This is a genomic window from Sphingomonas sp. P4_D12, from assembly GCF_056401895.1.
The window spans coordinates 267193-291239 of the sequence record NZ_JBFUIL010000004.1 but is presented as its reverse complement, the minus strand read 5'-3'; the positions used below and the strand labels follow the sequence as shown (position 1 = coordinate 291239).

The 24047-nt window shown below is 64.8% G+C and carries 31 protein-coding genes; 12 read left to right on the top strand and 19 right to left on the bottom strand.

The features are described from left to right. Nucleotides 1-70 precede the first annotated feature (70 nt). The 4 genes from AC1DSD_RS09670 (at nucleotide 71) to AC1DSD_RS09655 (ending at nucleotide 3839) form a co-directional block, all read left to right on the top strand. A complete protein-coding gene (locus tag AC1DSD_RS09670; RefSeq protein ID WP_478029818.1) occupies nucleotides 71-1984 on the top strand; it encodes a M61 family metallopeptidase in 1914 nt (637 codons plus the stop codon). Between the two features lie 35 nt (nucleotides 1985-2019). After that, entirely contained in the window at nucleotides 2020-2559 is a 540-nt protein-coding gene (ppa, locus tag AC1DSD_RS09665) for an inorganic diphosphatase (protein WP_478029817.1), read from the top strand. Further along, nucleotides 2556-3248 (top strand): hypothetical protein, encoded by a 693-nt coding sequence (locus tag AC1DSD_RS09660; protein ID WP_478029816.1) that lies wholly within the window; start codon nucleotides 2556-2558, stop codon nucleotides 3246-3248. Before ppa ends, AC1DSD_RS09660 begins: the two co-directional genes overlap by 4 nt. 96 nt (nucleotides 3249-3344) lie before the next feature. Next, nucleotides 3345-3839 (top strand): hypothetical protein, encoded by a 495-nt coding sequence (locus tag AC1DSD_RS09655; RefSeq protein ID WP_478029815.1) that lies wholly within the window; start codon nucleotides 3345-3347, stop codon nucleotides 3837-3839. A 1-nt stretch (nucleotide 3840) separates the two neighbouring features. On the opposite strand, the gene AC1DSD_RS09650 is transcribed toward AC1DSD_RS09655, so the two are convergent. From AC1DSD_RS09650 to ispG, 8 genes are all read right to left on the bottom strand, one after another. Further along, nucleotides 3841-4236: a TfoX/Sxy family protein gene (locus AC1DSD_RS09650; protein WP_478029814.1), complete on the bottom strand. Its 396-nt coding sequence runs from the start codon at nucleotides 4234-4236 to the stop codon at nucleotides 3841-3843. Beyond that, a complete protein-coding gene (locus AC1DSD_RS09645) occupies nucleotides 4236-4547 on the bottom strand; it encodes a DMT family transporter (RefSeq protein ID WP_478029813.1) in 312 nt (103 codons plus the stop codon). Before AC1DSD_RS09645 ends, AC1DSD_RS09650 begins: the two co-directional genes overlap by 1 nt. After that, a complete protein-coding gene (locus tag AC1DSD_RS09640) occupies nucleotides 4540-5019 on the bottom strand; it encodes an N-acetyltransferase family protein (RefSeq protein ID WP_478029812.1) in 480 nt (159 codons plus the stop codon). The genes AC1DSD_RS09645 and AC1DSD_RS09640 overlap by 8 nt, the downstream gene beginning before the upstream one ends. Next, nucleotides 5016-5900 (bottom strand): DMT family transporter, encoded by an 885-nt coding sequence (locus AC1DSD_RS09635; protein ID WP_478029811.1) that lies wholly within the window; start codon nucleotides 5898-5900, stop codon nucleotides 5016-5018. Before AC1DSD_RS09635 ends, AC1DSD_RS09640 begins: the two co-directional genes overlap by 4 nt. A 197-nt stretch (nucleotides 5901-6097) precedes the next feature. Then, nucleotides 6098-6580 (bottom strand): retropepsin-like aspartic protease family protein, encoded by a 483-nt coding sequence (locus AC1DSD_RS09630; protein ID WP_478029810.1) that lies wholly within the window; start codon nucleotides 6578-6580, stop codon nucleotides 6098-6100. Between the two features lie 59 nt (nucleotides 6581-6639). Further along, entirely contained in the window at nucleotides 6640-7035 is a 396-nt protein-coding gene (locus AC1DSD_RS09625) for a hypothetical protein (RefSeq protein WP_478029809.1), read from the bottom strand. A gap of 18 nt (nucleotides 7036-7053) precedes the next feature. Continuing rightward, nucleotides 7054-7536: a thioredoxin family protein gene (locus tag AC1DSD_RS09620; protein ID WP_478029808.1), complete on the bottom strand. Its 483-nt coding sequence runs from the start codon at nucleotides 7534-7536 to the stop codon at nucleotides 7054-7056. Further along, nucleotides 7533-8648, bottom strand: a complete 1116-nt coding sequence (gene ispG / locus AC1DSD_RS09615) for a flavodoxin-dependent (E)-4-hydroxy-3-methylbut-2-enyl-diphosphate synthase (RefSeq protein WP_478029807.1) — start codon at nucleotides 8646-8648, stop codon at nucleotides 7533-7535. Before ispG ends, AC1DSD_RS09620 begins: the two co-directional genes overlap by 4 nt. 417 nt (nucleotides 8649-9065) lie before the next feature. Here ispG and AC1DSD_RS09610 point away from each other — a divergent pair, with 417 nt between their 5' ends. After that, nucleotides 9066-10232 carry an acyltransferase family protein gene (locus tag AC1DSD_RS09610; RefSeq protein ID WP_478029806.1) on the top strand — a complete coding sequence of 389 codons (1167 nt, stop codon included), beginning with the start codon at nucleotides 9066-9068 and terminating at the stop codon, nucleotides 10230-10232. Here the strand turns inward: AC1DSD_RS09610 and AC1DSD_RS09605 are convergent. Next, nucleotides 10197-11027 carry a LytTR family DNA-binding domain-containing protein gene (locus AC1DSD_RS09605; RefSeq protein WP_478029805.1) on the bottom strand — a complete coding sequence of 277 codons (831 nt, stop codon included), beginning with the start codon at nucleotides 11025-11027 and terminating at the stop codon, nucleotides 10197-10199. The genes AC1DSD_RS09610 and AC1DSD_RS09605 overlap by 36 nt on opposite strands. Nucleotides 11028-11129: 102 nt before the next feature. Between AC1DSD_RS09605 and AC1DSD_RS09600 the strand changes: the two genes are divergently transcribed. From AC1DSD_RS09600 to AC1DSD_RS09585, 4 genes are all read left to right on the top strand, one after another. Continuing rightward, nucleotides 11130-12320, top strand: a complete 1191-nt coding sequence (locus AC1DSD_RS09600) for an acyltransferase family protein (protein WP_478029804.1) — start codon at nucleotides 11130-11132, stop codon at nucleotides 12318-12320. A gap of 97 nt (nucleotides 12321-12417) precedes the next feature. After that, nucleotides 12418-13623: an acyltransferase family protein gene (locus AC1DSD_RS09595; RefSeq protein WP_478029803.1), complete on the top strand. Its 1206-nt coding sequence runs from the start codon at nucleotides 12418-12420 to the stop codon at nucleotides 13621-13623. Further along, nucleotides 13544-14476 carry an isoaspartyl peptidase/L-asparaginase family protein gene (locus tag AC1DSD_RS09590; RefSeq protein WP_478029802.1) on the top strand — a complete coding sequence of 311 codons (933 nt, stop codon included), beginning with the start codon at nucleotides 13544-13546 and terminating at the stop codon, nucleotides 14474-14476. The genes AC1DSD_RS09595 and AC1DSD_RS09590 overlap by 80 nt, the downstream gene beginning before the upstream one ends. A gap of 171 nt (nucleotides 14477-14647) precedes the next feature. Then, a complete protein-coding gene (locus AC1DSD_RS09585) occupies nucleotides 14648-15508 on the top strand; it encodes a S1/P1 nuclease (RefSeq protein ID WP_478029801.1) in 861 nt (286 codons plus the stop codon). A 6-nt stretch (nucleotides 15509-15514) separates the two neighbouring features. On the opposite strand, the gene AC1DSD_RS09580 is transcribed toward AC1DSD_RS09585, so the two are convergent. The 4 genes from AC1DSD_RS09580 to AC1DSD_RS09565 form a co-directional block, all read right to left on the bottom strand. Further along, a complete protein-coding gene (locus AC1DSD_RS09580) occupies nucleotides 15515-16456 on the bottom strand; it encodes an alpha/beta hydrolase (protein WP_478029800.1) in 942 nt (313 codons plus the stop codon). Nucleotide 16457: 1 nt separating this feature from the next. After that, entirely contained in the window at nucleotides 16458-16703 is a 246-nt protein-coding gene (locus tag AC1DSD_RS09575; RefSeq protein ID WP_478029799.1) for a hypothetical protein, read from the bottom strand. An 88-nt stretch (nucleotides 16704-16791) separates the two neighbouring features. Then, the gene (locus AC1DSD_RS09570; protein WP_478029798.1) at nucleotides 16792-17001 is read right to left on the bottom strand and encodes a type II toxin-antitoxin system antitoxin; all 210 of its coding nucleotides are present in this window, start codon (nucleotides 16999-17001) and stop codon (nucleotides 16792-16794) included. 9 nt (nucleotides 17002-17010) lie between these two features. Further along, complete coding sequence (locus tag AC1DSD_RS09565; protein ID WP_478029797.1) at nucleotides 17011-17925, bottom strand: SPFH domain-containing protein; 915 nt, start codon at nucleotides 17923-17925, stop codon at nucleotides 17011-17013. Nucleotides 17926-18048: 123 nt separating this feature from the next. Here AC1DSD_RS09565 and AC1DSD_RS09560 point away from each other — a divergent pair, with 123 nt between their 5' ends. Then, the gene (locus AC1DSD_RS09560) at nucleotides 18049-18567 is read left to right on the top strand and encodes a hypothetical protein (RefSeq protein WP_478029796.1); all 519 of its coding nucleotides are present in this window, start codon (nucleotides 18049-18051) and stop codon (nucleotides 18565-18567) included. A 60-nt stretch (nucleotides 18568-18627) separates the two neighbouring features. On the opposite strand, the gene pal is transcribed toward AC1DSD_RS09560, so the two are convergent. The 6 genes from pal to AC1DSD_RS09530 form a co-directional block, all read right to left on the bottom strand. Then, entirely contained in the window at nucleotides 18628-19137 is a 510-nt protein-coding gene (gene pal / locus AC1DSD_RS09555) for a peptidoglycan-associated lipoprotein Pal (protein ID WP_478029795.1), read from the bottom strand. Between the two features lie 66 nt (nucleotides 19138-19203). Continuing rightward, on the bottom strand, nucleotides 19204-20592 hold the full coding sequence (gene tolB / locus AC1DSD_RS09550; RefSeq protein ID WP_478029794.1) for a Tol-Pal system beta propeller repeat protein TolB: 1389 nt from the start codon (nucleotides 20590-20592) through the stop codon (nucleotides 19204-19206). A gap of 10 nt (nucleotides 20593-20602) precedes the next feature. Next, on the bottom strand, nucleotides 20603-21532 hold the full coding sequence (locus AC1DSD_RS09545; RefSeq protein ID WP_478029793.1) for a cell envelope biogenesis protein TolA: 930 nt from the start codon (nucleotides 21530-21532) through the stop codon (nucleotides 20603-20605). Further along, nucleotides 21529-21969, bottom strand: coding sequence for a protein TolR (gene tolR, locus AC1DSD_RS09540; RefSeq protein WP_478029792.1), 441 nt, complete (start codon nucleotides 21967-21969; stop codon nucleotides 21529-21531). The genes AC1DSD_RS09545 and tolR overlap by 4 nt, the downstream gene beginning before the upstream one ends. A gap of 117 nt (nucleotides 21970-22086) precedes the next feature. Then, complete coding sequence (gene tolQ / locus AC1DSD_RS09535; RefSeq protein WP_478029791.1) at nucleotides 22087-22779, bottom strand: protein TolQ; 693 nt, start codon at nucleotides 22777-22779, stop codon at nucleotides 22087-22089. A gap of 7 nt (nucleotides 22780-22786) precedes the next feature. Beyond that, nucleotides 22787-23257 (bottom strand): YbgC/FadM family acyl-CoA thioesterase, encoded by a 471-nt coding sequence (locus tag AC1DSD_RS09530; RefSeq protein WP_478029790.1) that lies wholly within the window; start codon nucleotides 23255-23257, stop codon nucleotides 22787-22789. 124 nt (nucleotides 23258-23381) lie between these two features. Here AC1DSD_RS09530 and AC1DSD_RS09525 point away from each other — a divergent pair, with 124 nt between their 5' ends. After that, nucleotides 23382-23825 carry a hypothetical protein gene (locus tag AC1DSD_RS09525; protein ID WP_478029789.1) on the top strand — a complete coding sequence of 148 codons (444 nt, stop codon included), beginning with the start codon at nucleotides 23382-23384 and terminating at the stop codon, nucleotides 23823-23825. Further along, nucleotides 23822-24031 carry a helix-turn-helix transcriptional regulator gene (locus AC1DSD_RS09520; RefSeq protein WP_478029788.1) on the top strand — a complete coding sequence of 70 codons (210 nt, stop codon included), beginning with the start codon at nucleotides 23822-23824 and terminating at the stop codon, nucleotides 24029-24031. Before AC1DSD_RS09525 ends, AC1DSD_RS09520 begins: the two co-directional genes overlap by 4 nt. Nucleotides 24032-24047: the final 16 nt, after the last annotated feature.

Genomic DNA, 24047 nt, shown 5'->3' with positions numbered 1-24047 from the left:
GCGTTAGCTACTGGACGGCGGGTGTATCGCCGTCCTAGGACGGCCGCACATCAAAAAGGGGTTCTGCTCAATGCTCCGTCGCGCCGCTCTTGCTGTCCTGCTCGCCTCCTCTGTCGCCACCGTCGCACTCGCCGAAAATTCGAAGCCGCAGCCGACACCGGTGGAGAACACGATCCCGGTCGCGGTCGACAAGCCGTATCCGGGAACACTGACGCTTGAGGTGGATGCGACCGACACGGCGCGCGGCATCTACGTCATCAAGGAGAATATCCCGGTTTCGGGGAGCGGCGAGATGGTGCTGCTTTATCCCAAATGGGTGCCGGGGGGACACACGCCGCGCAACGAGATCGACAAGGTAGTCGACCTGCATATCACCGCCGCCGGCAAGGCGGTCGCGTGGAAGCGCGATCCGGCCGAGGTCTATGCGTTCCATCTCGACGTTCCCAAGGGCGCCAAGTCGATCGAGGTTACGTTCAAATACGTCACCTCGACCAAGGGCGACCAGGGCCGCATGATGGTCACGCGCAACCTGCTCAGCCTCGAGCCGATCGGCACAAGCTTCTACCCCGCCGGCTATTTCGTGCGGCAGATCCCGATCCGCATGACGGTCAAATATCCGGAAGGCTGGACCGCGTCGTCAGCGCTCAACGCCAAGGTTGCGGGGTCGACCTACACCTACGAGCCGACCAATTACGAGATCCTGCTCGACAGCCCGATCCTGGCCGGGCGCTATTACAAGAAGTGGCCGCTCAGCGAACGCGTCAATCTCAACGTCTATGCCGACACCCAAAAGGAACTCGATTCGGCGACCCCGGCGATGATCGACGCGCACAAGCGCCTGGTCGAACAGGCCGTCCGCACCTTCGGCGCGCAGCATTACGACCATTACGAATTCCTGCTGTCGATCTCGAACGAGCTTGGCGGGATCGGCCTCGAGCATCATCGCAGTTCCGAGAACGGCACGCGGATGGGCTATTTCAGCGAGTGGGAGAACAACGCCGGCGCGCGCAACCTGCTGCCGCACGAATATACCCATAGCTGGGACGGCAAGTTCCGCCGCGGTGCCGATCTGTGGACGCCCGATTATCTCTATCCGATGCGCAACAGCCTGCTCTGGGTCTATGAGGGGCAGACGCAATTCTGGGGCTATGTGCTTCAGGCGCGGTCGGGACTGGTGTCGAAACAGGATACGCTCGACGGCTATGCCGCGATCATGGCCAATCTCGACAATACGCCGGGCCGCAACTGGCGCCCGATGATCGACACGACCAACGACCCGATCATCTCCAACCGCCGGCCCAAGGGCTGGACCAGCAACCAGCGGTCGGAGGATTATTATAACGAAGGCCTGCTGATCTGGATGGAGGTCGATTCGATCCTTCGCCAGCAATCGAAGGGCAGCAAGTCGATCGACGATTTCGCCCGGGCTTTCTTCGGCATCAATGACGGCGATTGGGGTGAGGTCACTTATACGTTCGACGATGTCGTCGCGACGCTCGACAAGATCCAGCCCTATGACTGGCGCGGCCTGTTGACCAAGCGGCTCTACGGCGTCGGCGAGCCGGCACCGCTCGGGGGGTTCGACCGCAACGGCTACAAGCTCGTCTATACCGACGTGCAGCCCGCGATCGGCAAGCAGGCCGAGCGCGGGCGCAAGGTCACCGACTTCTATTATTCGCTCGGCTTCCAAATCGGCAGCGACGCCAGCCTGGGATCAGTGCGCTGGGGCAGCCCCGCCTTCGACTCCGGGCTGACCGTCGGCGACACGATCGTCGGCGTGAACGGCCTGGCTTATTCGGACGATCGCCTGAAGGCGGCGGTGACCGAGGCCAAGGGCGGCAAGGCGCCCATCGTCCTTTTGGTCAAGGCGGGCGAAGAAGTGCGCAGCGTGAGCATCGACTATCATGACGGGCTGCGCTATCCGCATCTGGTGAAGACCGGGACCGGGGAGAGCGGTCTCGACCTGCTGCTCCAGCCCCGCTGAGACGGGGCGGCGCGCCACGCCATATAGGGAATGACATGCGGATCGATTTGATACCGGTCGGGGACAACCCGCCCGAGAGCCTGAACGTCGTTATCGAAGTGCCGGTCGGCGGCGAGCCAGTGAAATACGAGTTCGACAAGAAGTCGGGCGCGCTGTTCGTCGACCGGATCCTGCACACGCCGATGCGCTACCCGGCCAATTACGGCTTCGTTCCGCACACTTTGTCGCCCGATGGCGATCCGCTCGATGCGCTGGTGATCGCGCGCTCGCCGTTCGTCCCCGGCTGTGTCGTCCGCGCGCGGCCGATCGGCGTGCTCAATCTCGAAGACGAGCATGGCGGCGACGAGAAGCTGATCTGCGTCCCGGTCGATTCGACCTTCCCTTATTATTCGGACGTCGGCGAGCGGGGGGATCTGCCCTCGATCGTGCTCGCCCAGATCGAACATTTCTTCACCCACTATAAGGACCTCGAGGCCGAGAAGTGGGTGCGCGTCGGCAAATGGGGCGATGCGGCCGAAGCCCGCCAGATCGTGATCGAGGCGATCGAACGCGCCAAGGCAACCGAGGCGGCGTGAGGCCACGCACCGCCTGGCGCTTGTGCGTGCTGGCGGGACTGGTGGCGTTTGCCTGTTCCTTTGCGTTCGGGAAGATCCCCGGGTTGGTCGCCTGCGGGACGTTCGCCGGGTCCGGGCAGCKGGGGCCGATTCTGGCCTTCGAGCTGGCCCGGACGCCGGGCGATGTTGCCGCGTTGTTCGGTTCGGGTGCGTGTCGCGCGAGCCTGATCGACGCACAGAATACGGGATTGTGGCTCGACGCGCTCGGCTTCATCCCGTCCTACACCGCGTTCCTGGTCCTGGCAGCGATCGCGGCGAGCCGCGGTCGCGTGCAACGCGCGATCATCGCGATGCTGCTCATCGCCGCGCTCAGCGACGAGATCGAAGGGCTGGTGATGTGGCGGATCATGGGCGACCTGCCCGGGGCGCCAGCACAGCTTCAAGGCCTGTGGTGGGCCGTCCACATCAAGTTCGGCATGCTCGCGATCGGCACGACGCTGATCGGGTTGGCATTGATCCGCGCGTTCAAACTGTGGCCGATGCTGTTCGGGCTGGTCATCGCGGTCGGCGGTGCGGCGGCGGTCGATGGGTTCTGGCTACTACCAAATGCGATGATGATGGCGGGGTTTACCTACGCCTGGTTCGCGATCCTGGTGACGGCGATCGTGGCATCCTTTGCCGCGAGTGTCTTCGCACGTCGGCGAGTCTAACTTTACGTTGTCAACTGCTGTAATGTCTTACATAGTCATGTAATGTTGCATCATCTCATCACAATCATACTACTCCTCGGTGCTGCTGCGCCTGCTATGGCGACCGAGCGCAGCATCTCGTTCGGGTCGATCTCGCTCGTCGAAAACACGGCTGATGCCCAAACGCCGCCGATACTCGACATTCCGGCAGAAGGGAGCAGTCTCCACTTGCGCTGGCGAGCACCAACTGGCGACTTCAAAGCGGAGCTTGTCGATAACGGCTCGACCCTCGGGATCCAGATGTCGGGCCACGATTGTTCAAGCGTGCAGACCTATTTACGGTATGAGCGTCGCCTCGGTGAGGTCGCGTTGTGGCGACGCATGGGCCAACTGCTCCGTGAGCTGACACGGCTATGTCCGCGCACGACGCGTGCACAAGCCGCGTCCTACACGCAGGGACTAGCAGCGGCGCAGGATGATTATATCGCGGGGGTCGAAGCGATGAAAAAGCGCGCGATCACCTTGTTCCAACGTCCGCTAACGCGTTGCCGACCGCCGAGACTGCCGCCCACCCCGTTCGATTTCCACCCATCGTGCGAGGGAGAATATTAGCTCAATTGCGCGAGGGACGCGGGCCCCGCGTCGCCGCCCTCGCCGTTCTCCGCGGCGGCGCCTTCTTCGGCGCACGCCTTCCCGCCTCGATCGCCAGCGCCGCCCAGCGCCTGAGTTCGTCGGCATCATCATAGACCTCGTCGGGCGCGCGGCGATAATTCATGCTGCCGGTCTTGCCGTTCATCTCGTAGGTGAAGCGCTCGCAGCCCGCTTCGTCCCATACGGCGTCGCTTTGGGCGTCGGCCTTGAGCCACAGGCCGCCGCCGCTTGCGACGATCGCGAAGATGGTGCCGTCGCAATAGAGCGTCGCGCCGCCCATCATCGCGCGCTTGGTGACACGGCCAACCGGCTCCATCGCCTCGGTCACCCAGTCGATCAGCCCTTCATCCGCCGCCATCAGCGTGCTCCCGTGATCTTCAGTCCGGCGATGCACGCGACTAGGCCGAGGATCAACAGGAGTCGCGGCAGGCTCGCCGCCTCCTGATACCATGCAATGCCGACGATGACCGTCCTCAATGCGTCGATCCCGCCCCACACGGCATAGGCCGTGCCCATCGCGATCGAGCGCGAGGCATATTCCAGTAGAGCCATCGACAAGGTTACCGAAGCGAGGAAGCCCAATGTCCACCACAAGTTGCGAAAGCCGTCGACGTGGCGAAGACAGGTGGTGAAACCGACCTCGAACAATCCGCCCAGGCCATCAGCCACGCCCCGCCAACTTGGCAAGCGCATCGCCAGTGACGCGCCGGATGCGCCATTCGTCCAAGCTCTCGGCGCCCATGGCGGTATAGAAATCGATCGCCGGCGTGTTCCAGTCGAGCACCGCCCATTCGAAGCGTCCGCAATCGCGATCGAGCGCTATCCCCGCCAGATGCCGCAACAAGGCTGTGCCGACACCCGATCCGCGCGCCTCCGGCGTCACGTACAGGTCTTCGAGATAAAGGCCCTTGCGCCCCGTCCAGGTCGAGAAATTGTGAAAGAACAGGGCAAAGCCCATCGGCTTTCCCTCCTGCTCGGCGATCACCGCCTCGGCCGATCGCTCGTCGAACAAGGCATGCGCCAGGCTCTCCTCGGTGGCCTTTACTGCGTCCGGCTCGCGTTCGAACTCCGCGAGTTCACGGATGAAGCGCAGGATCAGCGCCGCATCCTGCGGCGTCGCGGGACGAATATTGACGGTCAAAACGCAGCCTCCACATTTTCGATCGACCGCCGCCGCGCGGCGATCAGGCAGCCGGCGATGATCAGCGCGGCGCCGGCCAGCGTATAGAGCGCGATCTGCTCGCTGAACACGACCCAGCCCCATAACGACGCCCAGATGAAAGCGGTATATTCGGTCGGCGCGAGATAGTTCGCCTCGCCGCGTGCATAGGCCCAGGCGAGCAGCAGCAAAGATACCGTCGCCAGCACCGCCGCCCCGACGATCGCGGGCGCATGCCGCATATCGGGCACATGCGCCATGAACGGCGCGCCGGCGGCCAGGATCACGAGGACGATCACGCTCTGGAAGAAAGCGACTTCCTGCGGCCCGGCGACCAGGGCCTGCTGACGCATCAGCACGATGTTATAGGCGTAGCAGACCGCGGAGAGCAGCACGGCGACGGTACCGCGGAACCGGTCGGGGGACGGCGCCGAGGCCGCCTGACCGAGCATGATCACGCCCACGCCGGCAAAGGCGACCAAAGAGGCGACGATGGCCCGGCGCGAGATATGCTCCTTGAGCAGGAACCCCGCGCCGAACAACGCCAGCAACGGTGCGATGAACGTGAGCGCGATCGCCTGCGCCATCGGCACGCGGGCCAGGCCCCAGAAGAACGTGACCGCCATCACCGCCGACACCGATCCGCGAATCAAATGGACTCGGATCGTCGCCCGCGACGGCCAGCCACGCCGCTGCGGCAGGTAGATCAACCCGGTCAGGATCGCGCCGGCCAGGGTCCGCCACAGCAAGGTGTCATAGGCGCCGATCTCGATCACCAGCACCTTCATCACCGCGTCCATCGACGAGAAGACCGCGATGCCGAGCACCGCGACGGAAAACACGAAGGCGGGGCTGCGCGGCATGATCCCGGCGATAGCCGGACGCGATCGTTACGTCACCAGCCCCTTCCCTCATGAGGTGAGAAGCTGGGCTTGTGGAAAAGCCCCCCTCCCGCTTGCGGGAGGGGCTGCGGGAGGGCGTGTTAGCTCGTCCCCGCCGCCAACTATTCGGACATACCCTCCCCTAACCCCTCCTATAAATGGGAGGGGAATAAGGAAGACTATTTCAACGTCATCTTGTCGCCGCTGATCGCCACGCTGTCGAGACGGCGGAGATAGTTCTGCCCGAGCAGCGAGATGGTCAACCCATCGAGCACCACGGCATGAATGCCGCTGACGCGCTTGCCGTCGAGCACGACGTCCTCGAGCTCGACTTCCTGTCCTCTGATATCGCCCGACGCGCCGGTGCCGACGACGTCGAACCGGCCGGGATCGAACTTTACCCCGGCCCGCCGCGCATCGTCCTGGGTCAGCGCGACTTCGGTCGCGCCGGTGTCGACGACGAACTTGATCGGCTCGCCGTTGACGTCGGCGACGGTGAAGAAATGGCCGTTATCGGCGCGGTCGAGCACGGTCGGCTGCGGCTGATCGGCGGGCGCCGCGGCGGCAGGCGGCGCGGCGGCGATCGGCGCGCGCTTCGCCCCCGGCAGGGCCAGGCCGATCACGATTCCGATCACGGTCACCACGAGCAGCGCATATTTCATGGCCGCTCTTCTACCGCACGGCGATTGCGGCTTGGCTAATAGTGATGGCTAAGAAGAACTTACCGCCGTGCCAGCCACCAACCGAACAGCGCCAAGGTCGGCGGCCCGAACACGCCAGGGAAATCGCGCCAGAAGATCGCCACGCCGCAAATACCGGTGATCACTTCGTACAAATGGACCAGCGCGTGCAGGCTCAGCCACAATGCCCCCGCCAGCACCGCCAGCCGCCGCACGCGCAGATCGAGCATCGCCCAACCGAGCAGCAGACCGCATGTCAGATAGGCCGCACCGATATCGCGGACGAAATGCTGGTTGAATGGACCGGTGAACACCACAGTCGGCAGCGCGCGATACCAGAGGAGCGGCTGGGCGAGCATGTATCCGCCGAACCCGATCGCGAAGACCGCCACTAGACCGACCATCAATTGCGCCAGGCGAAAGCGTCCGTCGGTCATGTGCCCTCCTGTCGCGTATTAGCGGGCGAAATAGCGGTAAATCTTGTCCTCGCTGCGCGTCGAGGCGTCGTGCCAGCGCGGTGCGTCCTTGAGATTGAGCGGCTTGCCGGCGGAATCGAGCATCAGCACGGTCGGTGTTCCCTTGATCCCGTCGAGCCCGAAGCGGCGTGCGAGATCGAGATTGTGGTCCTTCTGCCCGACATCGATCCAGACGATTTCGTAGCGCGGCGCCAGCATCGCGGCGAAGCGCGGGCTGGCGAACCAACCGGCCAGCGCGCGGCTATCGTGGCACCAATTCGCGCCGAACACGAGGATCACGCGATGGCCATTAGTTTTGGCGCGCGCCATCGCATCGGCGACGTCACGGCCGGCACGATCGGGATCGCCGAACGGGCGTGCCTCGGGATGGGGCGAGACGCTCACCGGCGCTGCGCTGTCCGCGGCTAGCGACGGCGCGGCGAAAACGATTGCCGCTGCAATGACGCAGCGAACGATCCTCACGCCGCTTTCGCCTCGTCGGCGGCGTCGATCTCGGCTGCCTTGGCCTCGACCAGCTTGACGATATGCTCGATCATGTCGGCGTCCTGGACATGGTGATCGGTCACGCCCGACAGATAGACCATGTGTTTGCCGTTGCCGCCGCCGGTGATGCCGATATCGGTTTCGCGCGCTTCGCCCGGCCCGTTGACCACGCAGCCAAGAACCGACAGCGACATCGGTGTGCGGATATGCTGGAGCCGTTCCTCCAGCGCCTGGACGGTGCGGATGACGTCGAAACCCTGGCGCGCGCAGCTCGGGCACGACACGACGCGGACGCCGCGATTGCGGATGCCCAGCGCCTTGAGAATTTCGAACCCGACGCGCACCTCGTCCTCGGGTTCGGCCGAGAGCGAGACGCGGATCGTGTCGCCGATCCCGTACCACAGCAGGCTGCCGATCCCGATCGCCGACTTGACCGTGCCGCCGACGAACCCGCCGGCTTCGGTGATGCCGAGATGGAGCGGGCAATCGACCGCTTCGGCGAGCTGTTGATAGGCGGCGACCGCGAGGAACAGATCGCTTGCCTTCACCGCGACCTTGAATTCGTGGAAGTCGCGGTCCTGGAGCAATTTGATGTGATCGAGCGCGCTTTCGACCAGGGCATCAGGGCAGGGCTCGCCATATTTCTCGAGCAAATCGCGTTCGAGGCTGCCGGCATTGACCCCGATGCGGATCGCGCAGCCATTGGCCTTGGCCGCGGCGACCACTTCGTTCACTCGCTCGGCCGATCCGATATTGCCGGGGTTGATGCGCAGGCACGCGGCGCCGGCATCGGCTGCCTCGAGCGCGCGTTTATAATGGAAATGGATGTCGGCGACGATCGGCACGCGCGAGGCGCGGACGATCTGCTTGAGTGCCGCGGTCGACTCGACGTCGGGGCACGACACGCGGATGATATCGACGCCGGCATCCTCGCAGCGCCGGATCTGGTCGATCGTCGCCTTCGGGTCGCTGGTCGGCGTATTGGTCATCGTCTGGACGGTGACAGGCGCATCGCCGCCGACCGGGACGTTACCGACCATGATCTGGCGGCTCTTGCGGCGCGTGATATCGCGCCAGGGACGAACTGACATTCGAAATCCTCTTGGGTCGCCCGCCATATAGCGGCGCGCGTCCGCGAAACCTAGTGCTCTAAGGCGGATCGACACGTCAGATCTCCCCTCCCTGCAAGGGAGGGGTAGGGGGTGGGTTGAGCGACGGGCGAGGCTCGATGCCTCGCTCGTCGCTGTTTTGGCGGTGGGGTGGAGAGTCTTTGTAAGCGCGCAGACGCGCGCACCCACCCCCGCCCCTCCCTTGCAGGGAGGGGAGTTGGGGGGCGCTGGGATCGACCCGGCTCGGGCGTCGAAAAGTCATCCGCCAACAAGACGATGATTCCGGATTATAAAGCACCCGCACCACCCATTTTGAGCAACCGAGGTTTCGAGCGCGATAACCTTTTGGTCAGGGCAGGTCCGCTATGAGCTGGATCAACTCGGACACGAACGGCGTCAATGATTCCCCAGCGACGACATTATGGCCTGGACTGGCTCAGGATCGGCGCCTTCGGCCTGCTGATCGTGTACCATGTCGCCATGGTCTTCTCGACCTGGGACTGGGTGATCAAATCGCCGGTCACGTATCACGAGCTGACCGCGCCGATGGCGTTGCTGACGCCGTGGCGTCTGCCGCTGCTATTCGCAGTGTCGGGCTATGCCAGCCGCAAGCTCTTCGCCAAGTCGGGCGAGGTCCGCGCCTTCACCGAATCGCGCAATCGCCGGCTGCTGATTCCCTGGGCGTTCGCGATGGTCACGCTGATCCCGCCCGAAATGTGGATCAGGGCGCGCGAGCAAGGCTATCCGGGCAGCCTGCTCCATTTCTGGCTGACCGATTATTGGAGCGTCACCCCGGTCTATGGCCATGGCTTCCCGAGCTGGGAGCATCTGTGGTTCGTCGTCTATCTCTGGGCCTATACGATGGCGCTCGCGGCGCTGTTGCTCGTCCCGGGCTGGAATGCCGAGCGGCTGACCCGCGCCACGGACCGCCTGGCGTCCGGCACGCGGCTGCTCTGGGCGCCGATCGCCGTGCTGGTGATGCTCAAGCTTTCGGTCATGTTCGTCTTCCCCGAAAAGCAGGGCCTGTTCACCGACTGGAACGCCCATTTCGCCTATTTCCCGATCTTCCTGTTCGGCTTCGCACTGGCGGGTGAGAGCAAATTATGGCCGACGATCGCGCGGCTGCAATGGCCGGCGGCGGCGGTCGCGCTGATCGCCGGGATCATCGTGGTCTGCATCGAGCTCGCCTATGAAGGGCACAATGTCCCGCCGCACGCGATCATGGTGCTCGACCGCGCGGCGCGGCTGGCGATGGCGTGGAGCATGATGCTGGTGTTGTTCCAGGTCGCGACGCGCTTCCTCAATCACGATCACAAATGGCGCGCGACGTTGGCCGAGGCGGTATTTCCGCTCTACATAGCGCACCATCCGGCGATCGTCCTGCTCGCCTGGTACACATTGCCGCTCAACCTCAACCCCTTCGTCGAGTTCGCGCTGATCCTGACCGGCACCTTCTCGTTCGCGGTCAGCTTCTATCTGATCGGACGCGAAGTCGACTGGCTGCGCCCGCTGATCGGACTCAGCCCGAGATCAGTCCGCCGGACGGTAGCGCCGGCTTCCGCGTAGCATCGCGCCCGACGCCAGTTCAACGGTGAAGTCGCCCGATTTGTCGGTCTCTATCCGGCGGATCGCCGCGCGCCGCACCAGCCGGCTGCGATGGATGCGCAGGAACGCCTCGCCCAGCTCGGCTTCGACCGCCGCCAGCGTGGCCCGATGCAATAGCGTGCGCGGCCCCCAGGCGATCTCGACATAATTGCCCGCCGAGGCGATCGACTCGATCTCATCGACCGGCACGACATGGGTGACCGCCCCGTCCGGCACCGCCAGCGTCCGGGGAGCGGCGGGCGCCGCGGATGGCGGTGTCGCGGCGCGTGCGATCAGCCATTGCCCAACCGCGGCGATAATGACGAACTGGAGGTAGGTCGCGAAATCCTTGCGGAATTCGTAGAGCAAGCGATCGTCGACGATGCCGAAAAAGTGATATGGCCCCTGCCCCACGGCATCATAATAGATCCGCCGCAGCACCACCATCACCGCGATATGCCAACCAGACGCGATCAGGCTGCCGATCAGCAATATCGCGATCACCGCCGGCCAGGGGAAACGGGGCGGCCTGACCCTCGCGACCGCGACCCACAGCAATGGATAGACGCTGAGCCACGCCAGCATGCTGGTCCATTCCCACGACCAGACCAGATCGGGCCGGATATGCGCGCCAGACGCCTGGAGATCGGCGATCGACGATTCGGCATTGGCGATCATGATGAGGGTGACGATCGTGAGGAAGCCGGCGGCCAACCCAAGCGCCAGCTTGCGCTGCGTCCCGTTCATCCCGCGCCACCCGCCGCTCGTCCCAGCCACTATTTCGATCGTCCCCGTGAAGCCGCCTTTTGCCCCTCTCCGATACCGGTCCCGACAGGCCCCGACTAGCCGTCACCGCATCGCAAGGAATGGAGGCGAGCAATGGAACGGCATTACGGAATGGACTGGCTGAGGATCGGCGCGTTCGCGCTGCTGATCCTCTATCATATCGGCATGGTCTTCGTGCCCTGGGGCTTTCACATCAAGACCGCGCAGCCGATGGACTGGGTCGAGATCCCGATGCTGCTGACCAACCCCTGGCGGCTTACCTTGCTGTTCGTCGTATCGGGTTATGCCAGCCGCGCCTTGTGGTCGAAATCGCCCAGCATCCGCCGCTTCCTGGGCAATCGCAGTTCGCGGCTGCTGATCCCGCTCGTGTTCGGCATGGCGGTGATCGTCCCGCCGCAGACCTGGGTCGAGCTGGTCGGCAAGCATGGCTATGGGCAGAGTTATCTCTGGTTCCTGACCCATGATTATTTCCGCTTCGGCAAGCTCGACGGGATCGTCATGCCGACCTGGAATCATCTGTGGTTCGTCGTCTATCTCTGGGTCTACACGCTCGCGCTCATGCTCCTGATGCTGGTTCCCGGCGCGGGCAAGCTGCAGGCGATGTTCGATCGCTTGCTCGGCGGCAGCCGCGCGGTCTGGGTGCCGGTCGTGTTCCTGCTGGTCACGCAATATTGGCTGTTCCACCGCGACGACGATACGCACGATCTGTTCAACGACGGCCTGGCGCATCTGCAATATTTTCCCGCTTTCCTGTTCGGTTTCGGTCTGGCCGGATCGCGGGTGGTGATGGACGGGCTGGCGCGCTGGTGGACGGCGTCGGCGGCGGCCGCGATCGGCTGCTACGCGGTGATCGCCGGGCTGCTGGTCGCTTATCCAGATTTCAGTTTCCCGACGCACAACGTGACGATCGTCTTCCGGTTGGCGCGCGAGATCGACACCTGGGTGGCCATCGCCGCACTGGTCGGCGTGGCCGAACGCTTCCTCAATCGCGACCATCGCTGGCGCACGACGCTCGCCGAGGCGACCTTCCCCTTCTACATCATCCACCAGACGGTGATCGTCCTGGTCGAATTCTGGGTGAAGCCGCTCAGCATCGGCGCGGCCGGCGAATTCCTCATCCTGGTGCCGGCGACGATCGCGGGATGTTGGGCCTTCTACCTGATAGGGCGCGACGTGAACCTGCTGCGCCCGCTGATCGGCCTCAAGGCACGCGCCAAGGCCGCAAAACCGGCTGGCTCGGCCGACTGGACGGAGACCGTTCGCGCTCGACCCGACGTCGCTTGAGCCCCGTTTGACCGTCTAAGCGGAACTCCTGAGGGTGCGATGGGTAGTCATCGCGCCCTCAATCGCTACATGGACTGGCATGGTTCGACATTACGGAATGGACTGGCTTCGCGTGGGCGCCTTTGCCCTGCTGATCCTGTATCATACCGCAATGGTGTTCACGCCCTGGGGTTTCCACGTGAAGACCGCCCAGCCGGTCGAGTGGCTGTCGGTCGTGATGTTGCTGACCAATCCGTGGCGGCTTACCTTGTTGTTCGTCGTTTCGGGCTATGCCAGCCGCGCACTGCTCGCCAAATCGGGCGGCGTCGCCAAGTTCATGTCGAGCCGGTCGAGCCGCCTGCTCATCCCGCTCCTTTTCGGCATCACCGTGATGGTGCCGCCGCAAAGCTGGGTCGAGCTGGTGACCCAACATGGCTATGCCCAGGGTTTCGGGACGTTCCTGACCCGGGATTATTTCCGCTTCCGGGCGATTGACGGTGTGTTCCTGCCGACCTGGAACCATTTGTGGTTCGTCGGCTATCTGTGGACCTATACCGCCGCGCTGTCGCTACTGCTCCTGATCCCCCGCCCGGCCCGGTTGCAGGCCTGGTTCGACGCGGCGTTCGGCGGCTGGCGCGCGCTGGTACTGCCGATGGTCTATCTGGTGCTGAGCCAGGTCGTCATCTTCCACCGCTGGACCGACACCCAGGACCTGATCCACGACGGCGTCGCGCATCTCGCCTATTTCCCCGCCTTCCTGTTCGGCTTCGCCCTCGCGCGGTCGCCCAAGGTGCTCGCCGCGTTGGTGCGCTGGTGGAAACCGGCGGCGCTGATCGCGATGCTGAGCTATGCGTTCGGCGCGGCGGTCGAGATCGTCTATCCCGGCGACCTCGTCCCGCCGCAATGGCTGGGCGACCAGATGCTAGTCGCGCACCAGATCCAATGCTGGGCGGCGGTCGCGGCCTTGATCGGAATCGCCGAGCGTTTCTGGAACCGCGACGGCGCGTGGCGCCCGACACTGACCGAGGCGGTGTTCCCCTTCTACCTGATCCATCAGACAATCATCGTCGTGGTCGAATATTGGCTGCGTCCGTTGGGGATTGGCGCGCTCGGCGAATTCCTCATCCTGGTGCCGGCGACAATCGCGGGTTGCTGGGCTTTTTACCTGCTCGGGCGCGAAGTGAACTGGCTGCGGCCGTTGATCGGATTGCGGCGGCGCTCCGCCAAGGCTACCGCTCGCCGCCATGACGACAAGCCCAACACCCTGGTCGCTGGTGATCCATGGCGGCGCGGGCGCGATCGAGCGCAGCCAGACCCGGCCTGAGACCGACATTGGGGTTCGCGCCGCGCTGAACGCCGCGCTCGATGCGGGCAGCGCGATCCTGACGGCGGGTGGCGCATCGCTCGACGCGGTCGAGGCGGCGGTCCGCGTGCTCGAGGACGATCCGCATTTCAACGCCGGGCGCGGCGCCGCTTTCACGTTCGAGGGCAAGAACGAACTCGACGCCGCGATCATGGAGGGCGCGACCCTGCGCGCCGGATCGGTCGCCGGTGTCACCGCGACCCGGAATCCGGTGACCCTGGCGCGCGCGGTGATGGAGCAAAGCGCGCACGTCCTGCTCGGCCGCGAAGGCGCCGACGCGTTCAGCCGTGAACATGGGCTCGATCAAGCCGACGCCGAGTGGTTCGCGACTCCCGAACGGCGGCGCCAGCTCGACGAATTGCTGTCGAACGGCGGAAAGTTCGACGTCGACATGAAATACGGCACGGTCGGCGCGGTGGCGGTCGACCAGGCCGGGCATATTGCCGCGGCGACCTCCACCGGCGGGGTGACCGGCAAGCGCTGGGGGCGGATCGGCGATTCGCCGCTGATCGGTGCCGGCACCTATGCCGACGATCGCGGCGCCGCGGTGTCGTGCACCGGCGCGGGCGAGTTCTTCATCCGCGAAAGCGTCGCCTTCCAGATCAACGCGCGCGTCCGCTTCCTCGGCGAAAGCCTGCAGGCGGCGGCCGACACCGTGATGGCCGAGGTGAAAGCGCTCGGCGGCACCGGCGGCGTGATCGTCACCGCGACCGACGGCGGCATGGCCTGGAGCTTCACCACGGCAAGCATGTATCGTGGGCGCGCGACGTCGGATGGGAGCCGGAAAGTGGCGCTGTACGAGGATGAGGGCTGATCATCCGCAACCGTCATGCCTGGCTTGTCCCGGCATCCACCGCGCAACAACGCCTCATCTCGGTGGTGGAAGGGTGGACCCCGGCACAAGGCCGGGGTGACGATGGATGAGAGGCACGCGCGCCCTCCAAAACCATTGGAACCGCCCAACGCCCGGCGTAAGGCATCACCCATGAAGCGCCTCCTCCCCGTCGCCGCCGCGCTGGCTGCGCTCGTCCTCGCCTCTCCCGCCAATGCCTATTGGGAATATGGCCATCAGACCGTCGCCGAGATCGCCTGGGCCAACATCACACCCAAGGCCCGGCGGGAGATCACCCGATTGCTCCGCCAGCAAAAGCTGCTCGGCACGCCGCAATGCAACGCCGGGACGCTCGACGACGCCGCGATCTGGGCGGATTGCATCAAGGGGATCAAGGACGAGAACGGCAAGCAGAAGTTCGGCTACACCAACGCCTGGCACTATCAGGACGTCAACATCTGCTCGCCGTTCGACGTCGAGAGCGTGTGCAAGGACGGCAATTGCGTTTCGGCGCAGATCGTCCGCGACGTGAAATTGCTCAAGGACCGCCGCACCCCGACCAAGCAACGTGTCGAAGCGCTCGTCTTCCTGATCCATTTCGTCGGCGACCTTCATCAACCGCTCCATGCCGGTGAGAAGGGCGACAAAGGCGGCAACGACGTGAAGGCGGTGTACGGCACCTATGCCGCCAGCCGGCTCAACCTCCATTCGATCTGGGACGGCTATCTCGCCGAACGCGCGATCTCGACCGGGCCGAGCCTGGTGCATCGTTATTCGCTCGCCGATCGCAAGAGGGTCGCCGCGGGCAATGTTCTCGACTGGAGCCGCGAAAGCTGGGCGGTCGCGCGCGACGTGACCTATCGGACCGCGATCGGCGGGGATCCCTGCGGACCCACGCCAACGCGGGTCAAACTCGACAATGCGACGATCGCATCTCTGGTGCCGACCGTGCGGCTCGAGGTCGAGCGCGGCGGACTGCGGCTGGCCAAATTGCTCAACCAGGCGCTCGGCTGATAGTAGCTACTTGCTGACGAAGGCCGCAATCGCGTCGGGCACGGCCGGCGAGATGGCGAGGTTGGCATCGCCATAAGTAGCGACGTTCGCGGCGCGGTCGTCGCTCGCCACCGACTTCAGCACATGATTGATCCCCGGGAGCAGCTTCAGCGTCGCTACGGGTTGCGCACGCTTGAGAAGCTCGGCATCGGACACCGAGACCTGGATGTCTTTGTCGCCCTGGACGATCAACACCGGCAGCTTCACCGCGGCGATCAGCTTGGCGGGGTCGTGCTGGAACATGTCGATCAGATAGCCCTGAACGCGCTCGTTGAAGAGCGGCTGGAGCGGCGCGGGAATGGCCGCTGCCGGAACACGCTTGCCGGCTTCAAGCTGGTCAAGCGCGGCTTCGCCTTGCGGCAGCAAGGGCGCATTGGCCGGGTTGGCTCGCAATTGCGCGCGGATCACTTCGCCGAGCGGACGGCCCGCCCCGGCGACCAGGACCAGACCACAAATGCCGGTTGGGTTCTGCGCCGCCTGCAGCGCTACCAGCGCGCCTTCGCTATGACCGAGCAGCCAGACACATCGGCGCCCTGTCTTCGCGCGCACCATGTCGACCCAAGCATGCGCGTCAGCGGCGTAATCGCCGATCGTCACGGCATTAGCATTGGCAATCGCCGCCTTGCTGCCGAACATGCCGCGCTTGTCGATGCGGAGTGTCGCGACCTTCTTCGCCGCCAACGCCTCGGCCAGCTGGCGATAGACGCCGCCCTTCACGCCGAGCGGATTGTTACCGTCGCGATCGGTCGGGCCCGAGCCTGGAATCATCAGCACGGCTGGCGCATCCTTGCCGGGATCGAGCAACGTCCCCGCGAGCGCACCCTGTGGCCCGGCAACGGTGACCTCGACACCCGCGGGTGCCGCGGCGGTCGCAAGCAAAGCGGCGGCGGCGAAGGCGACGCGTTTCATCCTATTCTTCCCCTTTCCAGCGCCATTTCCACCCCCCGCGCGTGTGCTGGGCGCAGACCACCATGAAGGCCAGGGTCAGCGGCACGATAACGCCGATCGCGATCACCGGATGACGCGGCACCAAGGTTCCCGCGGCAACGATCACGGTCAGCGAATAGCCAATCGTGATCGCCCATCCCTGCCACTTGATCGGCAGGCCGGCGCCCACGCCGAGCTTCTTGGGCGCGAACCAGTCGCCCTCGCTCATGCCAGCACCATTGAGATACCGACGCCGAGCGCCAGTACCGACAGCGCCAACAGGATCGGCAGCCGCTCGCGGCTCGTCATCCGTCCGATCATTCCTGATCTCCTTGCTTGGGCGGGCGGCCTCGCTTGGGCCGCACCGGATCCGCCAGCTTCACCCCGCGCCGCGCAAGCGCCTCACGCAACAGACATTCGACCTGGGCATTGACGCTCCTGAGGTCGCTCGCCGCCGCGCGCTCGATCGCCGCGTACAGCGCGGGATCGAGGCGCAGTGGAAACGCCTTCTTGGGAGGAGCGCTCATCGTGCCGCCTTACTGGTAGAGCGAGCCCGTGTTGACGACCGGCTGCGTATCGCGCTCGCCGCACAGCACGACCATCAGGTTCGACACCATCGCCGCGCGGCGTTCGTCATCAAGCTCGACCACACCTTTCTTGCTCAACAGGTCGAGCGCCATCTCGACCATGCCGACCGCGCCTTCGACCAGGGTCTGGCGCGCGGCGACGACCGCCTGCGCCTGCTGCCGGCGAAGCATCGCGCCGGCGATCTCCTGCGCATAGGCAAGGTGAGTGAAGCCGCATTCGTCGACCGTAATCCCGGCCATCACCAGCCGCGCGATCAGTTCCTGGCGAAGCTCGACACCCACCTGGTCGTGATTGCCGCGCAGGGTCACTTCCTGGTGCGCGAAATCGTCATAGGGATAGCGCGACCCGATCGTGCGTACCGCGGCCTCGATCTGGACCATCACGAACGCTTTATAGTCGTTGACGTCGAACAATGCTTGGGCGGTATCGGTCACGCGCCACACGACTTGCGCCGCGATCTCGATCGGGTTGCCGCGCAGGTCGTTGACCTTGATCTTGTCGGAAATGATGTTGTTGGCGCGGACCGAGATCTTCTTGCGGCCGAGCCACGGCAGCAGCCAGCGCAAACCGGTCTTGCGGTCGGTGCCCTGGTAGCTGCCGAACAGGGTGACGGCCACCGCCTGATTGGGCTGGAGCATGTAGAAGCCGCACAGCACGAAGGCGAAGACGATCGTCCCGCCGACGATCAGCAGCGCACCAAGCGCGGCATTATTGTCGACCGTCGTCCCGCCGTAGATTGCCGTGACCAATGCGATCAGCAGCACGAGCAGCATCAGATAGCCGCTCGACGTCGCCGCCGGACGCTCGCGCGACAAGGTCAGTCCGATACCATTCACATTCGCATCCGAGGCCTGGATAGCCATGGGACCCTCCCGTTAAAGATGATATCATATTTATATCGGTTTCGAGTGAGTCGCAAGCGGATTCGATGACCTGGTGACCGGCGCCTCGGCACGAACTCGCGCGCGCTGCGTTGGCCATGCGCTATGCCCAAGCTGAAGGTCTATCGCACTCCGATCGGCTTCCACGACGCCTATGTCGCGGCACCGAGCATGAAGGCCGCGCTCAAGGCCTGGGGTACCGAGAAGAATCTGTTCACGCGCGGCGCGGCGGAACTGGTCACCGATCCCAAGCTGACCAAGGAGCCGCTCGCCAGCCCGGGTGAGGTGATCAAGCGGCCGAGGGGATCGGCCGCGGAGCATCGCAAGGCAGCCGGGTCGGCGAAACGGCCCGCCGGCGACCCGAAATCGACGCCCGAGCGCAAGCCTGCCAAACGCAAGCCGCCGCCCGATCGCAAGCCGTTGGAAACGGCGGAGCAAGCGTTGAGCGCCGCCCGCGAGGAGTATGACCGTGACCTCGCCGATATCGACGATCAGCTGGCTGCCCTGCAGGAGAAACGGCGCAAGCTCGCCAGGGTGCGAGAGACCGACATCGACAGACTGGAGAAGGAGCGATCGACGAAGGAAGCCGCCTATCGCCGCGCGCTGGATAAATGGGAAGCATGACAGCGAAAAAGGCCGGGGATCGCTCCCCGGCCTCGTTCACAATCGAAATGTCGTGCGTTGCTATTGCAGGACGATGGTCACCGCGCGGCGGTTCTGGGCCCAGCTTGCCTCGTCCGAGCCGAGCGCGATCGGGCGTTCCTTGCCATAGCTGATCGTGTTGATCCGCGCCGCGTTGACGCCGCGCGCCGCGAGATAGTTCTTGGCGGCGTTGGCGCGGCGATCGCCGAGCGCGAGGTTATATTCGCGCGTGCCGCGTTCATCGGCATGCCCCTCGATCGTGATGCGGCGGTCGGGCCATTTCATCAGCCAGGCAGCCTGGCTGTCGAGGATCGAGCGCGAGGTCGCGTCGATGTCATACTGGTCGAGCGCGAAGTGGATCGTGTCGCTCATCACCGAACGCTTGAAATCCTCGGCCGAGCCGGGGACGATCGATCCGGCATCGCCGTTGCCGGTCGACCCCGTCGGCTGGTCGCCCGCGGCGGGCGGCAGGACCGGTGGGCGTTTATGGGCACAGCCTGCGGCCGCGACGAGTGTCGCGAGCAGGATCAGCTTGGTCGTCATGCGTGCCATCGTTGGTTCTCCCTAACTTTTGGCTGTTAAATGCCTGGGGGGCGTATTCGGTCCGGATACGAAACGTTAGTCCTTGCGAATGGGTCCCCAGCTCGGATCCGATCCGTCGAACGGGGTAGGCAGGCGGCGCTCGTTGACGCCGGTCAGATCGACCGACCACAAGTCCGCGACACCGCTTCCGCCTTCGGTAGAGCGGAAGAACATGATGACGCGGCCATTGGGCGCCCAGCTCGGCGCTTCGTCCTGCCAGCCGTCTGTCAGCATCTTCTCGCCGCCGCCCGAGGGCGACATGATTCCGACATGGAAGCCGCCGCCGATCTTGGTGAAGGCGATCAGGTCGCCACGCGGGCTCCAGGCCGGGGTCGCATAACGGCCCGAGCCGAAGCTGATCCGCTGCTGCGACGATCCGTCGGCGTTCATCACATAGAGTTGCTGCGCGCCCGAACGATCGCTTTCGAACACGATCTTGCTGCCGTCCGGCGACCAGCTGCCGCCGGTGTCGATGCCCGGCGCATTGGTCAGGCGCTGCGACGCGCCACCATCGGCGGGGATCTTGTAGAGGTCGGTATTGCCCGCCTGCGACATCGAATAGAGGATCCAGCGGCCATCGGGCGACCAGCGCGGTGCCAGCGCCAGGCTGACATTATCAACCAGCCGGCGCTGCTTGCCCGAGCCGAGGTCGAGCACATAGATGGTCGGCTTCTTGTCGAGATACGACAGATAGGCGACGCGGCGCTGGTCGGGCGACAGCTGCGGGGTCAGCACGATCGTCTGGCCGTTGGTCAGGAAACGGCCGTTGAACCCATCCTGGTCCATCACCGCCAACCGCTTGATCCGCTTGCCCTTGGGCCCGGTCTCCGAGACGTAGACGACGCGGCTGTCGAAATAGGGCCCTTCGCCGGTCAGCTTTGTATAGACCATGTCGGCGCATTTGTGCGCGGCGCGACGCCATTCGTTGACGCTGAGCACATAACCTTGACGCGCCAGCTCACGCTGCGCCGCGGTATCGTAGAGATAGCAGCCAACCGTCACCGTGCCGTTGCCGTTGGCGCGGACATAGCCCTGGACCAATGCGGTCGCGCCGCGCGACGTCCAGCCGCCGAAATCGGGCGCGGTCGCCTGCGCGTATGGCACCGGCATCAACTGGCCGGGGGGGAGCGGCTTGAACAGCCCTGAATTCTTGAGATCCGCGGTGATGACGTCGGACAATTGCTTACCGAGCTGATCGGTCGGGCCCGCCGCGGTCGACACCGCCTCGGGCGTCGGCAGCGTCGGGATGGCGATCCCCATCGGCGCGGAGATGCCGCCGACAATATCGACCACCAGTTTGTCATCCGGCGCTGGTGTCGGGGTGGGAGTCGGTGACGGAGCGGGCGGCGCCACCTGCGCGTAAGCCGCGGTTGGCAAGGCGATCGCTGCGCCAAGCGCCGTCAGGAGCAGGGGAAATCGTCGCATTGTCTTGTCCTCAGCCGGGGAGTTTATAGGTTGTATTGAAATCGCTCCAACCGCGCGGAACGTCGTAGAGCTCTTGCGGTAGGCCGGTTATCGGCGCGCAGCCCATAAACGTCGCAATCGCACGGTCATCGACCGCGGAAACGTAACGGTTGTTCTGATCGGTAACGCCGCGGTGACCGATGATGCGTGGCCGGCCGGCCAACGATCCGTCACGATTAAACTTCAGATTGATGAGCACAGTAATGTCTTCGGCATATCCCGGCGCCGGATTGACCTGTCGATCAGCGCAAGGCTGCACCCGCTGTTTGATCTTAGAGCCGATATCCATGAGCGCCGCCTGGCTCATCGTCGCCGATTTGGGCGCGGTACCGGTGGCGGGGCTCGGCTTGTTGGTCGCGCCCTTGAAATAGTCCGAGCCGAAATTGAGGCCGCGCGCCTTGGGCTTAACCGCATTGGCCGTGCTCCCCGTGCCCTTGCCTGGCTTGACCGCGGGCTTGGCCGGTGCCGCGACGGCAGGTTTGGGCAGCGCCTTGGGTGCAGCCTTGGGCGCGGGCGGCGCCGGCTTCTTGGGCTCGGGCTTGGCGACCGCTGAGGGCTTGGGCGGCGGCGCGGCCTCGGGCTGCGGCTTGGGCGGCGCCGGCTCGGCCTTTTCCTCGGCGGGCGCGGGGGGCGCCGAATCCTCGGGATTGCCGATATCGGGCGCCTTGCTCTCGGCGGGGTCGACCGTCGTATTGGGCGCGCCGGCCTTCAGCCCGACATCGTCGGCGATCGTCACGTCCATCGGTGCGACCGGCGGCGGCGGAGGGGATGGCGGCAGCAGCGACAGGATCGTGAACAAGACGAGATGCGCGAGCAGCGACACGCCGATCGCGATCCACAACCGGTCGTCGCGCTCCTGGGGGATGGGGCGCAGGATAGGAGAAACGGCGATGCCGCTCACCGGCGCTCCTTGGCGTTGGACACCAAAGCGACGCGGTTGAGGCCGGCGCGGTTGAGCTCGCCCATCACTTCCATCACCCGGCCATAATCGAGCGCCTTGTCGGCGCGCAGGAAGATCTGCGGCGGCTTGTCGCCCTGGCGGCGTTCGCTGGCGATCACCGAAAGGCGATCGGGTAGCTCCTCGATCGTCACGGCGTCATCGCCGATATGGATCGTGCCGTCGCGATCGACCGCGATATCGACCGGCTTCTGATCCTGGTCGAGCGCCTTGGCGCGGCTGTCGGGCAGGTTAACCGGTACGCCCGCGGTCATCAGCGGCGCGGTGACCATGAAGATGATCAGCAGCACCAGCATGACGTCGACCAACGGCGTGACGTTGATGTCCGCCATCGGCGCGCGCCGTCCCTTAGCGCGGCTGGAGGGGAGATTCATGGCCACGTTATCGCCCCTCCCGCTTGCGGGAGAAGTTGGGGGAGGGCGTGTCTGTAGCGGGAACGGACACGCCCTCCCCTAGCCCCTCCCGTAAACGGGAGGGGAACAGGCACATCGCCCTATTCACCTTTTCGCCTCCAACTGGCGGCTCAAGGTCGTATGGAACCCATCGGCGAAGCGGATCAGCCGCGCCTCGATCCGGTTCACGCCATGGCTGAAGCGGTTGTAGGCGATGACCGCGGGGATCGCCGCGAACAGACCGATCGCGGTCGCGAACAACGCCTCGGCGATACCGGGAGCGACCACCGCCAGGCTGGTATTCTGCGCCGCGGCGATGCCGGTGAAGCTCGACATGATGCCCCAGACGGTGCCGAACAGGCCGACGAAAGGCGCCACCGACCCGACCGTGGCCAGGATGTTGAGCCGGTCGGCGAGCTTGTCCGCCTCCCCCGCCACGGCCGATCCCATCGCGGTGGCGAGGCGCTCGCGGATACCTTCGCGATCGACCACGCCGCCGGCGGTCGAGCGGCGCCATTCGGACACGCCGGCCGCGAACACGCGCGCCACCGGCAATTCGTCATCACCGTGCAGTTTGTAGAAAGCGTCGATATCCTCCGCTTTCCAGAAATCCTTTTCGAATTTGTCGATCTTGCGCCGGGTCGCGCCGACCTTGGTCGAGAAGCCGATGATGATCGCCCAGGTCCAGATGCTGGCGAGCAGCAGTCCGGCCATGACGATCTGGACGACGATGTCGGCATGCAGCAGCAGCGCGAGCGGTGAGGTCGATCCGGGGGAAAGGTCCAAACTCCAATGCATTACGTCTTCAGTCCCCTTGTTCTTCGGGTGTCCAGATCAGCCCTGCATAGGCCGACGCCCAGCTTGCCGGCTGGCGTTTCGGGCGTCCGTCGGGCGCGACCAATGCTGCGGTCACGTCCTCCTCTGCCAGTAATTCAGGTCCCCGTATGACTCTCTGATGAATATGCACCGCCGCGGCGCGAACCCGTATCAGTCGCGAAACAACCACCAACGCGTCGTCAAGTTTCGCCGGACGGCGAAATTTGATCGCCATATCGGACACCGCATAGGCGCCCTCCCCGGCTTCCATCGTCGCGCGCTGGTCGATCCCGACCAGCCGCAGCATGTCCGACCGCGCCCGCTCCATGTAGCGCAGGTAATTGGCATGATAGACCACGCCCGACAGATCGGTGTCCTCGAAATAGACGCGCACCGGGAATCGGTGCTCGCGTCCGTCGAAGCGTCCTTCGACCGGCTGGTCGATACCGGTTGCCGTCATGGTTAAGTCCCTAGCGGTCCGAAGCGGTGAGGCAAACCCATTCGTCCCCGATTTTGCCCCTTGCGTCGATGTAACCCTCAGGTTACATGAGTAGTATAGGTTACATTCCGAGGGGGTGTTCAAGATGACCGATGCCGAAATCGCCGACCGACTAGTGCACCGTCGTGCGCGGATGATGCCAGCCATGGCGACAATCTTTCTCGCCCAACAAGCAAGTTATTTCAGCGGCCGCCGCCTGGGTGACGGGTCGCGACTTGTCGATCACGTCGCGGTCAGCGCTTGGCCGCTACTCTCAATCGTGTTGCTGATCGCGTTTGCGACGGGCGGTGGCTGGTTCCGCGGCGCCAATGTCCGCGCCTTGATCAACGACGAAAGCGCCCAAATACACCGCGCCGAAGGGTTTCGTTACGGCTTCCTCGCGACGATGGTCGCGGCCATCGCGCTCTACATCCTCTCCCTGTTCGAGCCGATGAGCGCGCGCGACGTGATCCACGTGATGATGAGCGCTGGCATTGCCGCGGCGTGGATCCGTTTCGGCATGCTCGAGCGGCGCGCACTCAAGTCGTGAGCAGTGGACTGACCAACAGTCTGCGCGACGAGCGCGCGCGGCTCGGCTGGACGCAGGCCGAACTGGCGGAGCGCATCGGGGTCAGCCGCAAGACGATCAACACGGTCGAGAACGGCGTGTTCGTTCCTTCGACGATCCTGGCGCTCAAACTCGCCGCCGCGATCGGCAAGCCGGTCGAAAGTTTGTTCGCGCTGGACGAGGCGTGATGTCAGGCTAAACCGC

What these genes read in the sequence shown, in the direction of transcription:
- AC1DSD_RS09670 (WP_478029818.1), top strand. Translation starts at nt 71, where the DNA reads ATGCTCCGTCGCGCCGCTCTTGCTGTCCTGCTCGCCTCCTCTGTCGCC.
- ppa (WP_478029817.1), top strand. Translation starts at nt 2,020, where the DNA reads ATGCGGATCGATTTGATACCGGTCGGGGACAACCCGCCCGAGAGCCTG.
- AC1DSD_RS09655 (WP_478029815.1), top strand. Translation starts at nt 3,345, where the DNA reads ATGGCGACCGAGCGCAGCATCTCGTTCGGGTCGATCTCGCTCGTCGAA.
- AC1DSD_RS09650 (WP_478029814.1), bottom strand. Translation starts at nt 4,236, where the DNA reads ATGGCGGCGGATGAAGGGCTGATCGACTGGGTGACCGAGGCGATGGAG.
- AC1DSD_RS09635 (WP_478029811.1), bottom strand. Translation starts at nt 5,900, where the DNA reads ATGCCGCGCAGCCCCGCCTTCGTGTTTTCCGTCGCGGTGCTCGGCATC.
- AC1DSD_RS09630 (WP_478029810.1), bottom strand. Translation starts at nt 6,580, where the DNA reads ATGAAATATGCGCTGCTCGTGGTGACCGTGATCGGAATCGTGATCGGC.
- AC1DSD_RS09625 (WP_478029809.1), bottom strand. Translation starts at nt 7,035, where the DNA reads ATGACCGACGGACGCTTTCGCCTGGCGCAATTGATGGTCGGTCTAGTG.
- ispG (WP_478029807.1), bottom strand. Translation starts at nt 8,648, where the DNA reads ATGTCAGTTCGTCCCTGGCGCGATATCACGCGCCGCAAGAGCCGCCAG.
- AC1DSD_RS09610 (WP_478029806.1), top strand. Translation starts at nt 9,066, where the DNA reads ATGATTCCCCAGCGACGACATTATGGCCTGGACTGGCTCAGGATCGGC.
- AC1DSD_RS09600 (WP_478029804.1), top strand. Translation starts at nt 11,130, where the DNA reads ATGGAACGGCATTACGGAATGGACTGGCTGAGGATCGGCGCGTTCGCG.
- AC1DSD_RS09595 (WP_478029803.1), top strand. Translation starts at nt 12,418, where the DNA reads ATGGACTGGCTTCGCGTGGGCGCCTTTGCCCTGCTGATCCTGTATCAT.
- AC1DSD_RS09590 (WP_478029802.1), top strand. Translation starts at nt 13,544, where the DNA reads ATGACGACAAGCCCAACACCCTGGTCGCTGGTGATCCATGGCGGCGCG.
- AC1DSD_RS09585 (WP_478029801.1), top strand. Translation starts at nt 14,648, where the DNA reads ATGAAGCGCCTCCTCCCCGTCGCCGCCGCGCTGGCTGCGCTCGTCCTC.
- AC1DSD_RS09580 (WP_478029800.1), bottom strand. Translation starts at nt 16,456, where the DNA reads ATGAAACGCGTCGCCTTCGCCGCCGCCGCTTTGCTTGCGACCGCCGCG.
- AC1DSD_RS09575 (WP_478029799.1), bottom strand. Translation starts at nt 16,703, where the DNA reads ATGAGCGAGGGCGACTGGTTCGCGCCCAAGAAGCTCGGCGTGGGCGCC.
- AC1DSD_RS09570 (WP_478029798.1), bottom strand. Translation starts at nt 17,001, where the DNA reads ATGAGCGCTCCTCCCAAGAAGGCGTTTCCACTGCGCCTCGATCCCGCG.
- AC1DSD_RS09565 (WP_478029797.1), bottom strand. Translation starts at nt 17,925, where the DNA reads ATGGCTATCCAGGCCTCGGATGCGAATGTGAATGGTATCGGACTGACC.
- AC1DSD_RS09560 (WP_478029796.1), top strand. Translation starts at nt 18,049, where the DNA reads ATGCCCAAGCTGAAGGTCTATCGCACTCCGATCGGCTTCCACGACGCC.
- pal (WP_478029795.1), bottom strand. Translation starts at nt 19,137, where the DNA reads ATGGCACGCATGACGACCAAGCTGATCCTGCTCGCGACACTCGTCGCG.
- tolB (WP_478029794.1), bottom strand. Translation starts at nt 20,592, where the DNA reads ATGCGACGATTTCCCCTGCTCCTGACGGCGCTTGGCGCAGCGATCGCC.
- tolQ (WP_478029791.1), bottom strand. Translation starts at nt 22,779, where the DNA reads ATGCATTGGAGTTTGGACCTTTCCCCCGGATCGACCTCACCGCTCGCG.
- AC1DSD_RS09530 (WP_478029790.1), bottom strand. Translation starts at nt 23,257, where the DNA reads ATGACGGCAACCGGTATCGACCAGCCGGTCGAAGGACGCTTCGACGGA.
- AC1DSD_RS09525 (WP_478029789.1), top strand. Translation starts at nt 23,382, where the DNA reads ATGACCGATGCCGAAATCGCCGACCGACTAGTGCACCGTCGTGCGCGG.